13 protein-coding genes, 1 pseudogene and 1 riboswitch are annotated in these 17,208 nt (G+C 44.8%); of the genes and pseudogenes, 7 read left to right on the forward strand and 7 right to left on the reverse strand.

Annotated features, from left to right (window positions below; translation table 11 throughout):
* Together J5O05_RS08600 and msrA are read left to right on the forward strand one after the other, a co-directional pair.
* The gene (locus J5O05_RS08600; RefSeq protein WP_208844430.1) at positions 1-3,093 is read left to right on the forward strand and encodes an efflux RND transporter permease subunit; all 3,093 of its coding nucleotides are present in this window, start codon (positions 1-3) and stop codon (positions 3,091-3,093) included.
* Positions 3,094-3,106: 13 nt separating this feature from the next.
* Entirely contained in the window at positions 3,107-3,631 is a 525-nt protein-coding gene (gene msrA / locus J5O05_RS08605) for a peptide-methionine (S)-S-oxide reductase MsrA (RefSeq protein WP_208844431.1), read from the forward strand.
* Positions 3,632-3,692: 61 nt separating this feature from the next.
* Here msrA and J5O05_RS08610 read toward each other — a convergent pair whose 3' ends face one another.
* Positions 3,693-5,513, reverse strand: a complete 1,821-nt coding sequence (locus tag J5O05_RS08610; RefSeq protein ID WP_208844432.1) for a TonB-dependent receptor domain-containing protein — start codon at positions 5,511-5,513, stop codon at positions 3,693-3,695.
* A 35-nt stretch (positions 5,514-5,548) separates the two neighbouring features.
* Positions 5,549-5,719, reverse strand: a riboswitch (cobalamin riboswitch).
* 99 nt (positions 5,720-5,818) lie between these two features.
* The gene (locus tag J5O05_RS08615; protein ID WP_208841720.1) at positions 5,819-6,301 is read right to left on the reverse strand and encodes a YajQ family cyclic di-GMP-binding protein; all 483 of its coding nucleotides are present in this window, start codon (positions 6,299-6,301) and stop codon (positions 5,819-5,821) included.
* Between the two features lie 192 nt (positions 6,302-6,493).
* On the opposite strand from J5O05_RS08615, the gene J5O05_RS08620 reads away from it, so the two are divergent.
* Positions 6,494-6,841: a VanZ family protein gene (locus J5O05_RS08620; RefSeq protein WP_208841721.1), complete on the forward strand. Its 348-nt coding sequence runs from the start codon at positions 6,494-6,496 to the stop codon at positions 6,839-6,841.
* Positions 6,807-7,730 (forward strand): ketopantoate reductase family protein, encoded by a 924-nt coding sequence (locus J5O05_RS08625; RefSeq protein WP_208841722.1) that lies wholly within the window; start codon positions 6,807-6,809, stop codon positions 7,728-7,730. The genes J5O05_RS08620 and J5O05_RS08625 overlap by 35 nt, the downstream gene beginning before the upstream one ends.
* Before the next feature lie 14 nt (positions 7,731-7,744).
* Here J5O05_RS08625 and thiI read toward each other — a convergent pair whose 3' ends face one another.
* The 3 genes from thiI to J5O05_RS08640 form a co-directional block, all read right to left on the reverse strand.
* On the reverse strand, positions 7,745-9,208 hold the full coding sequence (gene thiI, locus J5O05_RS08630) for a tRNA uracil 4-sulfurtransferase ThiI (RefSeq protein WP_208841723.1): 1,464 nt from the start codon (positions 9,206-9,208) through the stop codon (positions 7,745-7,747).
* Between the two features lie 158 nt (positions 9,209-9,366).
* Complete coding sequence (locus tag J5O05_RS08635; RefSeq protein WP_208841724.1) at positions 9,367-10,023, reverse strand: TetR/AcrR family transcriptional regulator; 657 nt, start codon at positions 10,021-10,023, stop codon at positions 9,367-9,369.
* 61 nt (positions 10,024-10,084) lie between these two features.
* The gene (locus J5O05_RS08640; protein WP_208841725.1) at positions 10,085-10,294 is read right to left on the reverse strand and encodes a hypothetical protein; all 210 of its coding nucleotides are present in this window, start codon (positions 10,292-10,294) and stop codon (positions 10,085-10,087) included.
* A gap of 174 nt (positions 10,295-10,468) precedes the next feature.
* Here J5O05_RS08640 and coaD point away from each other — a divergent pair, with 174 nt between their 5' ends.
* Genes coaD through J5O05_RS08655 form a run of 3 tightly spaced genes read left to right on the forward strand, consistent with a single transcriptional unit; the run spans position 10,469 to position 12,319 of the window.
* Positions 10,469-10,951, forward strand: a complete 483-nt coding sequence (gene coaD, locus J5O05_RS08645) for a pantetheine-phosphate adenylyltransferase (protein WP_208841726.1) — start codon at positions 10,469-10,471, stop codon at positions 10,949-10,951.
* Complete coding sequence (locus tag J5O05_RS08650; RefSeq protein WP_208841727.1) at positions 10,948-11,481, forward strand: hypothetical protein; 534 nt, start codon at positions 10,948-10,950, stop codon at positions 11,479-11,481. Before coaD ends, J5O05_RS08650 begins: the two co-directional genes overlap by 4 nt.
* Positions 11,441-12,319 carry a capsule assembly Wzi family protein gene (locus J5O05_RS08655; protein ID WP_208841728.1) on the forward strand — a complete coding sequence of 293 codons (879 nt, stop codon included), beginning with the start codon at positions 11,441-11,443 and terminating at the stop codon, positions 12,317-12,319. Before J5O05_RS08650 ends, J5O05_RS08655 begins: the two co-directional genes overlap by 41 nt.
* 41 nt (positions 12,320-12,360) lie before the next feature.
* On the opposite strand, the gene J5O05_RS08660 is transcribed toward J5O05_RS08655, so the two are convergent.
* Together J5O05_RS08660 and J5O05_RS08665 are read right to left on the reverse strand one after the other, a co-directional pair.
* Positions 12,361-14,562 (reverse strand): YgiQ family radical SAM protein, encoded by a 2,202-nt coding sequence (locus J5O05_RS08660; protein WP_208841729.1) that lies wholly within the window; start codon positions 14,560-14,562, stop codon positions 12,361-12,363.
* 86 nt (positions 14,563-14,648) lie between these two features.
* Positions 14,649-16,854 (reverse strand): annotated as a pseudogene (locus tag J5O05_RS08665) (bifunctional diguanylate cyclase/phosphodiesterase).
* Positions 16,855-17,208 lie beyond the last annotated feature (354 nt).

Below are 17,208 nucleotides of genomic sequence, written 5' to 3' on the forward strand. Positions count from 1 at the left end.
GTGAAAATAACAGATACCGCCGTCAAACGCCCCGTTTTCGCTATTGTAATCAATCTCTTGTTGCTCACATTTGGTTTAGTTGCCTTTACCATGTTGCCGCTTCGGGAATATCCAGATATTGATACGCCTATTGTCAGTGTGAGTACCGACTACCCAGGTGCAAGTGCCGAAGTAGTCGAAACCAAAATCACTCAAATTCTTGAAAACCGTATTTCCGGTATTGAAGGCATTAAAAGCATCACCTCATCAAGTCGCAATGGCAGTTCGAACATTACGATTGAATTTACAATTGACCGTGATATCGATGCCGCCGCAAACGATGTACGCGAACGCGTATCTCGCGCTCAAGACAGGTTGCCGGATCAAGTTCGACCGCCTGAAGTTTCAAAATCAAACAGCGATGAAAGTCCCATTGCATGGTTTGTGCTAAACAGCCAAACGATGGACTCACTGCAACTGTCGGACTACGCACAGCGCTACATCGTTGACCGCTTAGCCGTGGTCGATGGCGTCTCTAACGTTCGCATCGGTGGTGAACGCCAATATGCCATGAAAATCTGGCTGGATAGAAAAGCAATGGCCGCACGTGGTATTACGAGTAGCGACATTGAACAAGTGTTACGTAATGAGAACGTTGAACTTCCCGCAGGCGAAATTGAGTCGCTCGACCGAGATTTTGCTGTTCGCATTTCGAGAAGCTATAAATCACAAACTGATTTCCATAACTTGGTCATCAAACGTGGTGACCAGGGCTATCTAGTGCGATTAGGTGAAGTTGCAAAAGTAAGCCTAGAAGCCGCAGACGACGAAAGTCTTTTCCGTGGCAACGGCCGAAATATGATAGGTCTTGGTATTGTAAAACAGGCAAAAGCGAACACTTTAGAGGTGGTCGATAACGCCCGCGCAGAACTGGCCAAAATTAAGCGTAACCTGCCTGAAGGTACAACCATCGAAGACAGCTACGATTCGTCAATTTTCATACGCGAATCTATCCATGAAGTTTATCGTACGCTCGCCATTGCAATGGCACTGGTCGTTATGGTTATTTATCTCTTTTTGGGAAGTGTCCGCGCGACGCTTATTCCAGCAGTCACCGTTCCCGTTGCCTTGGTAGCAACGTTTATGTTCTTGTTAGCTATGGGTTACTCAATCAACTTGCTGACCTTGCTCGCGCTCGTTTTAGCCATAGGCTTGGTGGTGGACGATGCGATTGTTATGCTGGAAAACATCCACCGCCGTATTGAAATGGGCGAGCCTCCGCTACTTGCTTCGTACCGTGGTGCTCGTGAGGTTGGCTTTGCGGTTATTGCAACGACGTTGGTGTTAGTTGCCGTATTCGTTCCTCTTGTTTTCATGGAAGGTCGAATTGGTGCCCTCTTTACCGAATTCGCAATGGCGGTCAGTGCTGCGGTAATTTTCTCGAGCGTTACGGCACTGACGCTGTCTCCTGCTCTTTGTTCTAAAATATTGAAAAACCATCAGAATGACAGCGCATTTAGCCGTTGGATGGACAGACAATTTGGTCGAATCGAGCAAGGCTATGAGCGCATCCTGCACAATAACATTCAGAGCAAATTGGGGCTTTTTGGTGTGTTGGCGTTAGCCGCTCTCGCAAGTTATCAATTGTTTAAACTCACACCATCAGAACTCACACCGAAAGAAGATCGTGGCACGTTTTTCATCATGATGAACGGTCCTGAAGGTGCGTCCTATGAAAACAACGCTGCAAACATGGCGGAAATCGAACAACGTTTAATGCCTTACCTAGAACAAGGCGAGCTTAGCCGTGTTTTAGTGCGAGTACCGGGCTGGGGTGGACAAGGCGGCGTTGCGATTGTCGGGATGCCGGATTGGGATGAACGTAAACGTTCAACTTGGCAAGTCATGGATGAAATCAGTGGCAAAATGACAGAAGTCACCGACGTTCGAGCTTTTGCGATTATGCGCCGAGGCATTGGTGGTGGCGGCAATTCTCGCCCGGTTGAATTTGTGCTCCAAGGAAACGACTACAGCGAATTGGCGCAGTGGCGCGATCGCATCATTGCTAAAGCTCAGAAAAATCCTGGCTTGGTCCGTATCGACCACGATTACAAAGAAACCTTCCCACAATTTTTAGTCAGTATCGATAAAGCGAAAGCGGCCGATCTCGGTGTTTCCGTAAACGATGTGGGCAAAACACTTGAAACCATGTTAGGGCAACGCCGAGTCACGACCTTTATCGATCGCGGTGAAGAATATGATGTCATACTAAAAGGGGAAAAAGCCGATTTTTCATCTCCGTCGGATATCGCCAACATCTACGTGAAGTCACGTACGGGTGCACTTGTTCCGCTGGACAGTTTAGTAACATTAACGGAACAAGCGACCGCTGCCCGACTTAACCGTTACAACCGCATGCGGGCTATCACTATATCAGCCAACTTAGCTGATAATTACACGCTCGAAGAAGCCCTTAACTTCCTCAACCAAGTCGCGGCGGAAGAAAACAAAAACGACGGTGCAATCGACTACAAAGGTGAATCTCAACTGTTTTACGAGGGCGCCTCCGCAATGACGTATGTCTTTATTCTCGCCCTTACGGTCACCTTTTTAGTATTAGCGGCACAGTTTGAAAGTTTTGTGCATCCGTTTGTGATCATGTTGACCGTACCTCTTGGTTTGGTCGGCGCGATGTTTGGATTATTTGTCACCGACAATACCATCAATATTTATAGCCAAATCGGTATTGTTATGTTGATAGGTTTAAGCGCCAAAAATGGTATTCTCATCGTTGAATTCTCCAATCAATTGCGTGACCGTGGTGTAGAATTCAAAGAAGCGGTGATCCGTGCCTCGAAGCAACGTTTGCGTCCAATAATCATGACCTCGTTAACGACGGTTATGAGCGCAATTCCGCTGGTGTTGGCAACAGGTCCAGGTGCAGAAAGTCGTGCTGTTATCGGGGTCGTGGTTTTCGCTGGGGTCAGCGTTGCCACATTACTTACGCTTTTTGTCGTCCCAACCGCTTATCTTGCGCTCGCGCGAAAAACACAATCGCCTGAGTTCCTTGCAAAACGACTCGACGAGCAAGATACCCAACATCCTTTAAAATAAGGAGAAAACTAAGATGCTAGTTGCAACGTTTGGTGGTGGTTGTTTTTGGTGTATTGACGCGGCCTTTCGCCGTGTCAAAGGGGTTTCACACGTTGAATCCGGCTACATGGGCGGGCATATCGACAACCCCACCTATCGCGCTGTATGTTCAGGTTTAACGGGCCATGCCGAAGTGGTACAAATCACGTTTGATGAACGTATTGTGTCCTTTGAAACCCTGTTAGAGATGCTGTTTGTATTGCATGATCCAACTCAGCTCAATCGTCAAGGTAACGATGTTGGTACGCAATACCGAAGTGTGGTGTTCTATCACTCCAATGAACAGAAATCACAAACTCTGCAATTCATTGAGCGAGTTGCGCCGCATTTCTCAGAGCGCATTGTTACTGAAGTGAGTGAAGCAGGCGTCTTTTACTCGGCGGAAACTTACCACCAAGACTATTACAATTTGAATCCAGAACAAGGATATTGCAGTGTACTTATTGCACCTAAGTTAGCGAAGTTTTCGCGGCATTTTGCAGAACTGCTGAACGACTAATCGCACAAAAAAAGAGGCAACTCGGGTTGCCTCTTTCTTCTCATCTCAAGCTCAAACCGATTTAGAACTTAGCTCGTAAATTCAGGTAGAATCGACGCTCAGCCGTGTTGTAATAAAACACGCCACTGTCAGCAATACCCGCATCTACCGCGTTGTAGTCCCTATCAAATACGTTTTCGATGCGCGCATTCAACGAAACTTCATTCGTAAATGTGTAGTTTGCAACTAAGTTAAAAAGCGTATATGACGGTAACTGTGTGTACTTCCCTAAACGGTCACTGCGATATTGCACTTCTGTCGCGACTTCCAACGCATCGAATTGTTCAGCCAAACGCCAGTTCAATGTGTTCTTGGACACGTAGGTCAGTTCATTGTTTGTTTGTTCGTCTTTAGCATCTAAGTACGTGTAGTTCCAAGATGAATCAAGTCCCAACAACGTATGAGAGACACTCACTTCGATGCCCTGATGGCGCGCTTCATTGATATTTGCAGGTTGCCATTTACCTTGAGCATTTGGAGTCCATGCAATTTTGTTGTCGAATACGGTGCTGAAAATAGCCGTCTCAAAGCTCACGTTTTGCGTAAAGCCTTTAATACCAAGTTCTTGATGACGTGAATTCTCAGGCTCTAATGCTGCGTTACCCGAATTTGGGAAATACAAATCGTTGAAGGTTGGCGCTTTGAAACCGGTACTTTGTGATACATGGAGCGTCAAGTTTTGACGAATATCGTAGCCTGCCCCAATACTGTACGTTATTTCACTGCCAAACTGATCATCGGATTCACGACGCACAAAGCCCTCGGCTTGGATAGCCTTCTCTGCATATGTCGCGCCCATGAACCAAGCTGATGTCGAACGGGAATTTAAATCATAAATCGTAGAACTGCCCGAAACATCTTCTTTATTGTGCGAGAAGCCTGCTAATGCGGTCACAGAATCAAGCGCAAACCACGTTACTTTTGCTTCTTTCGTGGTTCGAGTGGTGTCAAAAGTGCTAACAAACCCTTCGCTTATATCGTCCGATTCATCTGATGCGCGACTGATATCCAACGCGAGGCTGACATTATCAATGCGTTTATTCCAACCTAATGACAGCAAATCATTTTTGAATTCACTTCGGTAATCGGTTGCGTTAATACCACCCCAAGCACTGTCGTAATCGACTTCACCTTGGTTATGTTGAATTTTCGCCGATACCTGACCTAAGCTTTCGTCTTGGTATGATGCAGCAAGCCCAACATTGACATTGTGGTAGCCATCGTTATCGAATTGGAGTGTCTGCATAACATCAAAACCGTCGGTTTTCTCAAAACTCGCATTAAGGTCGACGTCCCAGCCACCTTTTTGTGTGCCCGCAGCCAGTTCAGCAACGTGATAACTGTCTGACCCCACTCCGACTGTAATTTCTGTTGCCGTCGTTTGTCGGGTAATAATGTTAATCACACCTGCCAATGCATCCGAACCATATACAGCAGCACGTGAACCTTTGACGACCTCAATTCTTTCGATGCTACTAAGTGCAATATTGGCAATTGATTTATAACCGAGCGTTGCAGAACCAACGCGTACACCATCGATAAGGACGAGTGTGTGACGTGTGTTCGAACCGCGAAGTGACAACCCAGTATTTTGACCAAGTCCGCCGTTACGATTAATTTGGAAACCAGCTTGTTGTGACAGCAATGCTGCAACATCATTCACACCGCTTTTTTCAATATCCGCGCGCTCGATAACAATCACAGAAGCAGCTACATCCGCGACTTTTTGCTCTAATTTATTTGCTGTAATCGTTATGCGCTCAACATTGTTTGCCAGAGCAGATGTGGAATAAAGTGACGAAGACGCAGCAATTGCAACGCCAAGCAATGATAGTTTGTACATGATGTCCCCTGACCTGCGCCCACCGCACAAGTTGTAAGTAAGATAGCTCCAAGGCCGGTCTCCGGACTTACACTATTGTGTTTACCGTTGCGGGGGCAGTGTTGGATTAGGCTTACATCTTGCGAACCGCACCAAGCTTCCCGATTATCTTGCCAGTCTGCTGTCCAAAACAACGACTATCAAGCACCTTGAAAAGAGGCGCTATTGTCCAAATTTGGCGGCCAAATGTCAATGGACGTCTAGAAAGCTATAAAAGGGGTGAAGTGGATGCAGGAAGCAGTGGGTACTGCTTCCGACAGGCAGGATTAATCGCGGAAGTTTTTGAACTGGAACGGTTGACCAAGTTCTGCACCACGGATGAGTTGCATCACCTCTTGAAGATCGTCACGGTTTTTACCCGTTACACGTACTTCTTCGCCCTGAACGCTCGACTGCACTTTAATTTTTGATTCTTTGATAAGTTTGGTAATTTTCTTCGCCATATCCTTATCAATACCTTGTTTTAAGCCTACTTTGCGAGAAAACGTTTTGCCTGAATGCACAACGTCTTGCAGCTCAAGACATGAAACATCTAAGCCGCGCTTAGCTGCTTTGCTTACTAAAATATCAAACAGTTGCATTAATTGGTGTTCCGCTTCACCTTTTAACACAACCAGTTTGTCATCTAATTCAATCGACGCATTTACACCACGAAAATCCCAACGCGTTTCTAATTCACGAGCAGCATTATCTACAGCGTTCTTTGCTTCTGTCATTTCAATTTCTGACACGATGTCAAATGATGGCATAATTTTCTCCTAAAATTGATTACGATTAGTATACCAGCCCTCGTTATCAGAAGGAAAATTTCAACATAATTGTGCGCAAACAAAATCCAAAGTAAGCACATGGAAACTCGAAGGAGAGACCAGAATATTCATGTTACGTCCACGTTTCGATGATATACTCGAGGCAATAATAAAGTCGTAGTAGGAATTAACGTGACAAGGCGTGTTTACCAATTTCTTTTCTTAGCGAGTCTCATTATTTGTACCGCATTGTTCATCAAAGAGGTAAAAACGAATCTCGTACTGTTTGCACATGTCGATAAGGTTGTGCATTTTGTTATCTTCTTTGGCTTGGCGTTTATCCTTCACCATGCCTTTCGACTTCCCGTGTGGCTGCATTTAGTGCTGCTCGCATTTTATGGTGCTAGTATCGAGGTGTTGCAATCTTTTGTTCCTTATCGCCAAGCCTCGTTTGCGGATTTCGTTGCCGATATGGCCGGCGCTATTGTCTATTTCGCAGGATATTATGGCTGGACAAAAGCAACCAAAAAAACGCGATAAGCCTGTTTATGTAGTTGGAGCGGGCGCCGTTGGGCTGCTTTTTGCACGATATTGCCAACTTTTCGCTCCGGTTACCGTGGTCACTCGGTCTAATCAAACCGGTACACCCTATTTTTATCAACATGAATTGGTCACCACGCCGCTCAACGTGAGTCATGCTCACTTTGATCACCTGCAACGGCAGTCTATTGAACGAGTACTGATCTGTGTAAAGGCTTACCAGTTGCCCACAGCGCTTGAGCAACTTTGGCCTTACCTAAGCAACGACGCAACGATTGTAATCAGTCACAATGGCATGAGTGATTTGACCCCATGGCTTGAAAGGCTCACTCAACAGCAACAGATGTGGTTTGCAACCACAAATATGGGGGGGTTTAAGTCATCCCCTGACACGGTTGTACACAAAGGGATTGGAGCGACTTGGTTGGGTAACTTAAGCCAAGGCAATCTAGCCATTCCTTCTCTGATTACTGCCATGCAAACTCACTTTCCACAGTGTGCGATACATGAAAATATACAGCTGCTGCGCTGGCAAAAGTTACTGGTCAATGTCGCCATTAATCCGATATCAGCGCGTGAAGATGTCGATAATGGCGTGTTGCGGCAACCCTACTTTGCCAGTGAAATACTGGGGCTATTAAATGAAGCGGTTTGGATAGCAAATCAAAATGGAGTAACTATTTCGCTTTCGGACGCGCTCGCGTTAGCCTACCAAGTGATGCAGCAGACAGCTCATAATCGCTCATCCATGCGTCAAGATATTCATTTAAAAAGGGAAACAGAAATAGATGCTATTTGTGGTTTCATATGTCGGCAGGCACAGCAGAAAGGCTCTCAAACGCCTTTCAACGCGCGTTTACTTACACAGATACAGAAAAAAAGCGCCTGAGGCGCTTTTTTTAACTACTTAGACGGCTTGTACACTCGTACATTGAGATACCCTTTTTCATGTAAAATCAGGGCTTGAAGCTGACTCATTACCCCTTTCTTACAATATAAGAAGTATTCTTTATCTTGAGGCAAATCACCAAACTGTGTAGCCAAACGGAAAAATGGTAGGTGCTTCACTTCAAAGCCTTCAATTTCCAGTGGTGAGTCGTCTTCTTCTTCAGGTGAACGAATATCAAGGACTACTGCACCTTGTGGTAATTCACTAACTGATTCAGCTTCTTTCACTTCTTCTTTCGTGGCTTCTTCAATTTCACGAATATCCATGATGCGCGCGTTATCAACTACGGTGTTTAACACGTCGAAATCGAACTTTTCTTCTTCCGCTTGCACTTTACCAATGCGTGTTTTGACGTTCGGTTTCTTAGAAATGACACCACAATATTCCGGCATCGCTTCCGCCATTTCTATCGTCCCGATTTGACGTGCGGTGCTGATGATTTCTTGCTTATCCAAGTGAATAAGTGGACGTAGAATAAGTGTTTCAGTGACACGGTCGATGACGCTCAAGTTTGCCAATGTTTGGCTAGAAACTTGGCCAATGCTTTCACCAGTGACCAGTGCAGGGATATTGAGACGCTCTGCGATTTTGCTACCTGCACGCATCATCATACGTTTAAGCACCACGCCCATTTCACCACTGTCGATGTTTTCTAAAATCTCGGCCACTACAGGTTCAAAATCAACCGCAATAAACTTCACGCGGTGTGTTGAGCTAAACTGTTTCCAAAGGAAATAACTTACCTGCTTAACCCCAATTTCATGAGCCGCACCACCTAGGTTAAAGAACAAGAAATGCGTGCGGGCGCCCTTACGCATCATGTGGTACGTAGCCACACCAGAATCAAAGCCACCTGAAATTAAGCTGAGAACATCTTCTTGCGTTGGTAGAGGGAAACCACCCAAACCACGGTGAATTTCAGTTAAAAGGTAAGCGCGATTGTCTTTAATCTCGATTTTTACAGTTACGTCCGGACGCGTAAGCTTAACGCTCGCCCCTTCTACGTTTTGATTCAAGCCACCACCAACATATCGCTCAGCTTCAGTCGACGTGAAGTCATGAGTACCCTGGCGCTTAATACGCACGCAGAACGTTTTACCAGCAATGACTGGCGCGACTAAACCCAGCGCGTGTTGATAGATGTCGTCCAACGTGTCGAAGATCACTTCTTTAACTTCAACCACTTGCTCAATACCTGGTACGCGCTTTAACTCATCAATAAACGTTAGACGAGTTTGTTCATCACTCAGTTGGGTGGTAATCGTGATGTTGTCCCAATTGTTTTTTACAGCGACTTTCTCATCAAATTTGCGCAGAATCATTTTCACGTTGCGCTCAAGAATGCTCGTAAAACGCTTACGCACAGACTTACTTTTAATGATGATTTCAGGATGTAGTTTAACGATAAATTTCAACATAAAACTCACTCGAATTAAGAGGTTAGTTTACTTGTTTGCGACAAACGAAGTAAGCTTGCGTGTGCTGAGTGAGTTCAAATGTGACGACTACAACCCGCACCCAAAAACAAGGCGCGGGATTATAGCAAAAATGTCAGCAAGTAGGAAACGCTGATTTTTTACGCAATGCTCGGTAATGATTCGTCTGCCAGCGTTTGATAATGTGCTTGCAGTTGGGCAATTTTTTGCTTACTCATTTGCGTGCAATAAGGCTTGAACAACATTAACACTTTCACGATACCATTGTAGATATCTTGCTGCTCTAACACCCCTGTCAACCGTCTAGCCTTAACGTAAGGCGTCCAAAAGCTAACCGTCATTTTCAACATGTGAGCTAACTCTTTTGCATCCTCATCGTCGATGGCTATTACGTCTACATCTCGCAATGCAATGACAACGGCCTTCACTTGCTCAAACAACTGAGATTGAAAAGCGATGTAGTCTTTTTTCAATTCGTTGTCTCTTGCCAAAATGTCGGTCAGATTGTCGTAAAAGAAATGGTAACGCCACATCAAATCAAATAAGGAATCCAAGTATAACGTTAGCTGCTCTAGCGCATTTTCTCCAAGACTAAGTGGTTTAAAATGCGTATTGAGATGTTCGCTGTACAAGGAAAAAATATGACGAATGATGTCTTCTTTATTTTTGAAGTGATAATACAAATTGCCAGGACTGATTCCTAAATTCGCTGCAATGTGATTTGTCGTCACGGCACGCTCACCATTTAGGTTAAACATGGCAATACTAGTTCGAATAATTTTTTCCTTGGTATTCATTTCCTAGTCCCATTGAATTGCAAATAAACGATGCTGTTGTAAAGGTTTCGCCATAGAACGCTTAATCAAATGACGAAACAATTTTCAGTAGCCAAGTGCGCATTCTTACCGCAGGTAATATATTGCCACGCAACAAAGATCCGCGAATAAGTGTCGCTACAACGACCAACAGCTTGGCCGCAGTATAGCCAATTCCAAAGGTGATACCTAGGGTAACTTCACCAAATGGGGATGAATTTTGTTCAAACACCATGATTATAGAAAATTCCATGCTAAATCACGGTTTGGAATTCGCTATCGTGCAACCCCCATTGCTACGCTCTATCAACCTATTCACGTGAGACAGATTGGTCTTTTAACGGAAACAGTTTCACACAGAGTAACTGCTGTTATTCCAATAAAAGCTTGTTAATATATCAATAATTTGAATTTCGATGATACGACAATGAATGTAGTTGCACTTTACCCTGGTACGTTTGATCCGTTAACGAATGGGCATATGGACTTAATCCAACGTGCCGCAAAAATGTTTCATACCGTTATTTTGGCTATTGCACACAACCCAAATAAAAAACCATGTTTCACGTTGGATGAAAGAGTGGCATTAGCGAGCGAAATTACACGTGATTTGAAGAATGTAAAAGTCATTGGTTTTACAGGGTTATTGGTTGATTTAGCGAAACAACAAAATGCGAATGTGTTGATTAGAGGCATTCGAGCCGTGTCTGATTTCGACTATGAATTTCAACTTGCCAACATGAATCGACGTTTAAACCCAGATTTGGAAAGCGTGTTTTTAACACCATCAGAAAAAAACTCATTCATATCATCGACCTTAGTTAAAGAAGTGGCGCTTCACCACGGTGACGTTAGCCAATTTGTCCACCCTCTCGTCTCAAAAGCACTACAGGAAAAACTCCACGGATGAAAAAGCGTCTGCTTTGTCTGAGTCTTGCATTAGTAAGCCAAGGTTCCCTAGCGTCACCTTGGATTGATGCAGGTGATACTCAACTAAAAAACTCTATCGACTTGCTTGTCAGCTACGGTGTTATTCATCACCCGGTAAATCAATATCCTTTGATGTGGCAGGGTATTGCGTCTGATCTGGTTGATATTGATAGAGCCACACTTCCACAAGAAGTGATGTTTGCCCTACAACACGTTGAACATTCTCTGCGCGTCGCAAAGTTAAAGCGTGATTCTGGGGTTCGAGCCTACTATTCCAGTGATGCTAAATTGACGCAAGGTTTCGCTCCACGCGACAAAGCAAAAGCAGGGTTGGACACATACGGCTTAATGACGAGTGAAAATGTCAGTGCCAAAGTGCAAGTGAACTATCAGCGTGATGGACTTGATGGCAAGACAACCAATTACGATGGCAGTCATCTTGCGGTTTTATTTGATAACTGGGCAGTAAGTGCAGAGCGCTTATCGTACTGGTGGAAATTCAAGCAATGACAACGCACAGCTCTTGTCAAATCATGCTCCACCAATGACAGGACTTCGCCTAACTCGTGCAAGTTCGCAACTTGGCCCGTCATTTTTATCTTTTTTAGGTCCTTGGCAAGTGACGGCGATTGCTGCGCAACAGCGTCCTAGTCAACCAATCGCTAACGTAAAAAAGAACCCTTCATCTAACTTGTGGGCTTTGCGATTTGCAGCCACCCCTCTACCGGGCTTGGAAATCGCCACCAGCACATTGAGCAGTGAATTCGTTTTTGAATATGACCGAACGTTGGAACGAGAAACCCCGAAAAAACAGACGCTGCAAAGTTTCGATGTCAAATATTCAATGCTTGCAGGCCAGATTCCATTTAGTATTTACGGGGAATGGATGGGCCACAACCAATCCGGCTTAACACCCATTTCTCCTACGTTTACGGCAGGCTTTGAAACGTTCACTGCAACCGCTTCAAGTCGCAGTAAATACTATATTGAGTACACGGACAATGAGCAAAATTGTTCTGAAAGTCGCGTTTTGGTGGGTTGTAATTTAGACGTCGTTCCTAAAAACCAGTTTACCAACCGCGATTGGTGGCTTGGCAGTGCACTGCCACAGCAAATGTCAGGCTGGACGCTAGGTTACGAACGTTTTGAGTCGTCGGGTCAAGGTTATGGCGCCAAACTAAAAAGACACTCTAAAGAAGAAAGCGATTTCTCTGAACTTGAACTTCGCTATCAACGCGGATTGTTCAATGGACTTTGGCGCGTATCTGCCAATTATGTCCGCCAAGAGAATCCGCAAGACACCTCGAGCGATACACGTTTTAGTAGCAGTTGGGAATATCGCTTTTAAGGTTCTAAATTAAAGAAAAAGGCGAGCTAAGCTCGCCTTCTTTATGCGTTTTTTGCACGCTTCTTACCAAACGTTTCTTTGCGATTTTTATTATCGCCAACGCGCGGCTTGGTATTCGCTTTTTTGAATTGAGCAAAACCGGTGTGTTTCGTTAACGCAGGCTGGCCTTTCGACGTTGTCTTTGGTCGTTCATTGCGACCTTCTTCAGGCACCAAACAATGCGGCGCTTTACCAATTAAATTCGCTTTCCCCATCGCTCGAAGTGCATCACGGATCATTGGCCAACCAGCCGGATCGTGATAACGTAAAATCGCTTTATGTAAGCGACGTTGCCTCGCCCCTTTCGGCACGGCCACGGTCTCCGTGTTGTTCTTAATGTTTCTTAGCGAGTTCATTTCAGTATGGTAAATCGTTGTCGCATTTGCCATCGGTGAAGGATAGAAGTTTTGTACTTGGTCCAACTTGAAGTCATGTGATTTCAACCAAAGCGCCAAATTCACCATGTCTTCGTCTGTAGTGCCAGGGTGAGCCGAGATAAAGTAAGGGATCAGGTACTGTTTTTTACCTGCTTCTTTCGAATACTGCTCAAACAGCTCCTTAAATTTATCGTATGCTCCCATGCCCGGTTTCATCATCTTTGACAATGGACCATTTTCGGTATGCTCAGGCGCAATTTTCAAATATCCGCCCACATGATGTGTCACCAACTCTTTCACGTAACGTGGATCTTCAATTGCCAAATCATAACGTACGCCCGACGCAATCAGGATTTTCTTGATCCCTTTGACTTGGCGCGCATTTTGGTAGAGTTCAATCGTTGGAGTATGATCCGTATCCATGTGTTCACATATGGTCGGATAAACGCACGATAAACGTCGACAGGTACTTTCTGCACGCTTGTTTTTACAACGCAACCCATACATATTGGCCGTTGGCCCACCTAAGTCCGAGATCACTCCAGTAAACCCAGGCACCTTGTCTCGGATCTGATTAATTTCTTCCAAAATCGACTCTTGCGAACGGCTTTGGATAATACGACCTTCATGTTCCGTGATTGAACAGAAGCTACATCCGCCAAAGCACCCACGCATAATATTGACCGACGTTTTGATCATGTCATAAGCCGGGATCTTCGCGTTACCGTATTTTGGATGAGGAACACGTTGGTATGGCAAACCAAAAACGTGGTCCATTTCTTCGGTTTCTAAAGGATAGGCAGGCGGATTTACCCATACATAACGATCGCCATGACGCTGGAATAATGCTCGAGCGCACCCTGGATTTGTTTCTTGGTGCAAAATACGTGAAGCGTGTGCGTACAGAGGTTTGTTGACGCTCACTTGCTCAAAGGCTGGCAACTTCACATAAGCTTTCTCATATGGTTTTAAGCGTGGCGGTTGTACTACGATGGGTTTTGCCGCTTCCGCTTGCAAATCGATCCCTGCCGCAGCAAATTCGGATTTGCTACAACCCACATCGTCGGCACCATACGGATTCGGAATAGGGTCAATTTTACCAATTTTATCAATTGCGGTGGAGTCGCTACCGCGCCATTCAGGTAGTGGTGTCTTACGGATCACGGCAGTGCCACGAACGTCTTGAATTTGCTCTGGCGTTTCACCTGCAGCTAAACGATGCGCAACTTCAACAAGCGGACGTTCGGCATTTCCGTAGATTAAGATGTCTGCTTTGGCGTCAAAAATAATACTGCGACGTACCTTTTCCTGCCAGTAGTCATAGTGTGCAATACGGCGTAGGCTTGCCTCAATTCCCCCAATGACCAGTGGAACATCGCTGTACGCTTCTTTACAACGTTGACTGTAAACAATAACGGCGCGATCTGGGCGTTTACCCCCTTCATTGCCTGGCGTGTAGGCATCATCGTGACGTAAACGTTTTTCGGCAGTGTAGCGGTTGATCATGGAGTCCATGTTACCCGCGGTAACACCAAAAAATAGGTTTGGTTTACCAAGCTCCATGAAAGGCGCTTTAGAGGACCAATCCGGCTGCGCAATGATACCTACACGAAAACCTTGCGCCTCAAGCACACGACCAATCACCGCCATACCAAAACTTGGATGGTCGACGTACGCGTCACCAGTAACAATTATAATGTCGCAACTATCCCAACCCAGTTGTTCCATTTCTTTGCGAGTTGTAGGCAAAAATGGTGCTGGGCCGTAACATTCTGCCCAAAATTTAGGATAGGAAAATAACGAACGTTCTGCTTTTAATCCGCTCATAGTCGTAGTGAAATCTTTGGCCGTGGCTAAAAAAGGAGCGAATTATACACGTCTTACTACAATAAAAATAGCGTAATCCCGCTTGTTTACTGGCTTTCGCTCTTGGTATTTTGCAAGAAATCGAATAACTCATCGCTCTTCATGGGTTTACCATATAAGAACCCCTGTACCTCATCACATCCGAGTGTTTTAAGTACCGTTGCCTGCTCTTGAGTTTCCACCCCTTCCGCAATCGTTTTTAAACCTAAGCTTTTGCCTAAAGAAATAACCAATGAGGCAATCGCACCACTGTCGTTATCTGGAATATCTTTAACAAACGCACGGTCAATTTTAAGCCTTGCAAGCGGCAGTTTTTGTAAATAACTCAGTGACGAGAAGCCGGTACCAAAGTCATCTATGGCGACTTCCACGCCGTAATTCTTGAGTTCTTTAAGTGTTTCAATAACACCTGAGATGTCATCCATCACTACGCTTTCAGTGACTTCTAATTCTATTTTATTCGATGGGATTTTATAGGCTTCGAGCGTATCTTTAACGGACTGAGCATAATTAGGGACTTTAAATTGAGGTACCGATACGTTGACTGCGACGCTGATATCGAAACCACGTTGAGCCAACAACCGTTGTTGTTCGCAAGCCTGCTCTAATACCCATTGGCCAATATCAACGATGAGACCGGAATCTTCAGCCATTGGTACAAACACCGCTGGCGAAATGTAATTGCCATTACCAGAAGGCCAGCGCAGCAGCGCTTCACAGCCAATAACCTCAAGTGAATGGAAATTAAGCTGTGGTTGATACCAAACTTCCAATTTCCGATGTTCAAAGTCTTGTCGAAGTTGGCGAATAATTCCCAGTCGCCATGCCATTCGCTCTTCCAAGTCCGCCGAGTAACGTCCAACAGTGACTTTGCCCATTTTTGCTTGGTTCAATGCAATATAGGCCAATTTTAACGTCTCGAGTCCTTGTTTATGAAAGTCTTGCTGTTCACACAGACCAACATGGAAATGGACTGTTAGTACGTGTTCTCCGACCGCATATGGGATTAATAAGGCATCAAGAAACAGTTCGTCATCAAACGTTGCATTTGGTAATAACAGAGCAAAAACATCAGCGCCGATACGTGACAGCATTTTTGCCTCAGGAAATTCGACGCGAAGACGTTCCATTACCGCGAGCAACAGCAAATTACCCACTTCCTGACCGGTTCTCGTTATTGATATCGGAGAATTGCGCAATATCGACAATCGCGAAGATAAACTCGTTATGGTCCGGCTCGTACTCTTTTTCAATCATCTCAACAAAGTTGGAACGATTCGGCAATTTGGTCAGCGGATCTTTGTAGGCAACATCACGTAATTTGTTGAACAGTCGAATGTTATCTAAACCGACGCTCACATTAGTTAAAAATAACTCGGCAAACTGCAACTGCGCATCATTGGGACGCGCCTCTAATTCCAAGTAAATTGCCGCTGAACGCGATTTTGTTTTCAAAATAAAGGTTAAATCATGGTCGGTACGTTGATGACACAAACAATCAAAGGCATTTTGCATCTGCAAAATAATTCGGCCATTATCGAGCTGTTCGAGTCCTGAGCCGACATACTGCTGATAATCTTCACTCCCCCCAATGACTAGGATTCGTTTGTCGTCACCGATCATGCCACACATGATCCCTTTGGCTTCAACATCAAGAATATTCGCCAGTTGATGGATCACCGCTTCGCCGAACACTTGAATATCCGTGTGACCAAGAATCGCTTTTGACGCCTCCAGAATACTCGCCAGTGACGCACTATGAGATTCTAATTGCTGTAACTGTTCAAAAGAACGAATCGCTGTCATTAACGAAGTAACGAGTTTGCTACGGGTTAACTCGGTTTTAGTTTTGTAGTCGTTGATGTCGTACTCACGGATCACATTTTCTTCAGGTGCAAAACCTGGCTGACCCGTTCGCAGAATAATGCGAATAAACCGATTGTTTAATTGTTCGCGGACTAACCGAACAACATGAAAACCCGCATCATCCGTTTCCATTACGACGTCAAGTAAAACAACGCAAATCGAATTCGGTTGTGAAAGGATCTCGATGGCTTCTTTGCCTGAAAACGCATCATGGAAGCGAATACCTTTTTCCCAAAACGTAACACCAGATAACGCGAGCTTTGTCACGGAGTGAATTTCTGGGTCATCATCTACAATAAGTACATCCCAAAAATCCCGAATTTCAGCAACAGGGGTAGCCTCATCTTCATGATCGGCAAATAGGAAATCGGTCTCTTCTGGTGTCATTCTACTTCCTTCAGTCCAATACAAGCGGGTATTACACGAGAAAAGCCCGCATTGATGCCGAGCCATTGATAATATTCGAATTGTTTTGATAAATCGGCTTTAAACATATGTGCATAAAAGAAAAGACGTAGCATAAATTTTCTGACATCAATTAGTATAGACTAAGTTCGCAGCATTGCTGCTACCTGACTGAAAATAAATTAATTCCAATGACTTGAGCTTAGACGCCGCACATTTGCTGCAAACATTCTCTCATCAAATTTGTCTTTTCCGATGACATTGCGCATTGTCGATATTCATTTGGCGGGGGGGATATCAGACTCTCACATCTTTATCCAAGACCAAAAGGCGTCC

It is taken from the genome of Pseudoalteromonas xiamenensis (genome assembly GCF_017638925.1).
Classification (GTDB): Bacteria; Pseudomonadota; Gammaproteobacteria; order Enterobacterales; family Alteromonadaceae; genus Pseudoalteromonas; species Pseudoalteromonas xiamenensis.

What these genes read in the sequence shown, in the direction of transcription:
- msrA (WP_208844431.1), top strand. Translation starts at nt 3,107, where the DNA reads ATGCTAGTTGCAACGTTTGGTGGTGGTTGTTTTTGGTGTATTGACGCG.
- J5O05_RS08635 (WP_208841724.1), bottom strand. Translation starts at nt 10,023, where the DNA reads ATGAATACCAAGGAAAAAATTATTCGAACTAGTATTGCCATGTTTAAC.
- J5O05_RS08650 (WP_208841727.1), top strand. Translation starts at nt 10,948, where the DNA reads ATGAAAAAGCGTCTGCTTTGTCTGAGTCTTGCATTAGTAAGCCAAGGT.
- thiI (WP_208841723.1), bottom strand. Translation starts at nt 9,208, where the DNA reads ATGTTGAAATTTATCGTTAAACTACATCCTGAAATCATCATTAAAAGT.
- coaD (WP_208841726.1), top strand. Translation starts at nt 10,469, where the DNA reads ATGAATGTAGTTGCACTTTACCCTGGTACGTTTGATCCGTTAACGAAT.
- J5O05_RS08615 (WP_208841720.1), bottom strand. Translation starts at nt 6,301, where the DNA reads ATGCCATCATTTGACATCGTGTCAGAAATTGAAATGACAGAAGCAAAG.
- J5O05_RS08660 (WP_208841729.1), bottom strand. Translation starts at nt 14,562, where the DNA reads ATGAGCGGATTAAAAGCAGAACGTTCGTTATTTTCCTATCCTAAATTT.
- J5O05_RS08610 (WP_208844432.1), bottom strand. Translation starts at nt 5,513, where the DNA reads ATGTACAAACTATCATTGCTTGGCGTTGCAATTGCTGCGTCTTCGTCA.
- J5O05_RS08625 (WP_208841722.1), top strand. Translation starts at nt 6,807, where the DNA reads ATGGCTGGACAAAAGCAACCAAAAAAACGCGATAAGCCTGTTTATGTA.
- J5O05_RS08640 (WP_208841725.1), bottom strand. Translation starts at nt 10,294, where the DNA reads ATGGAATTTTCTATAATCATGGTGTTTGAACAAAATTCATCCCCATTT.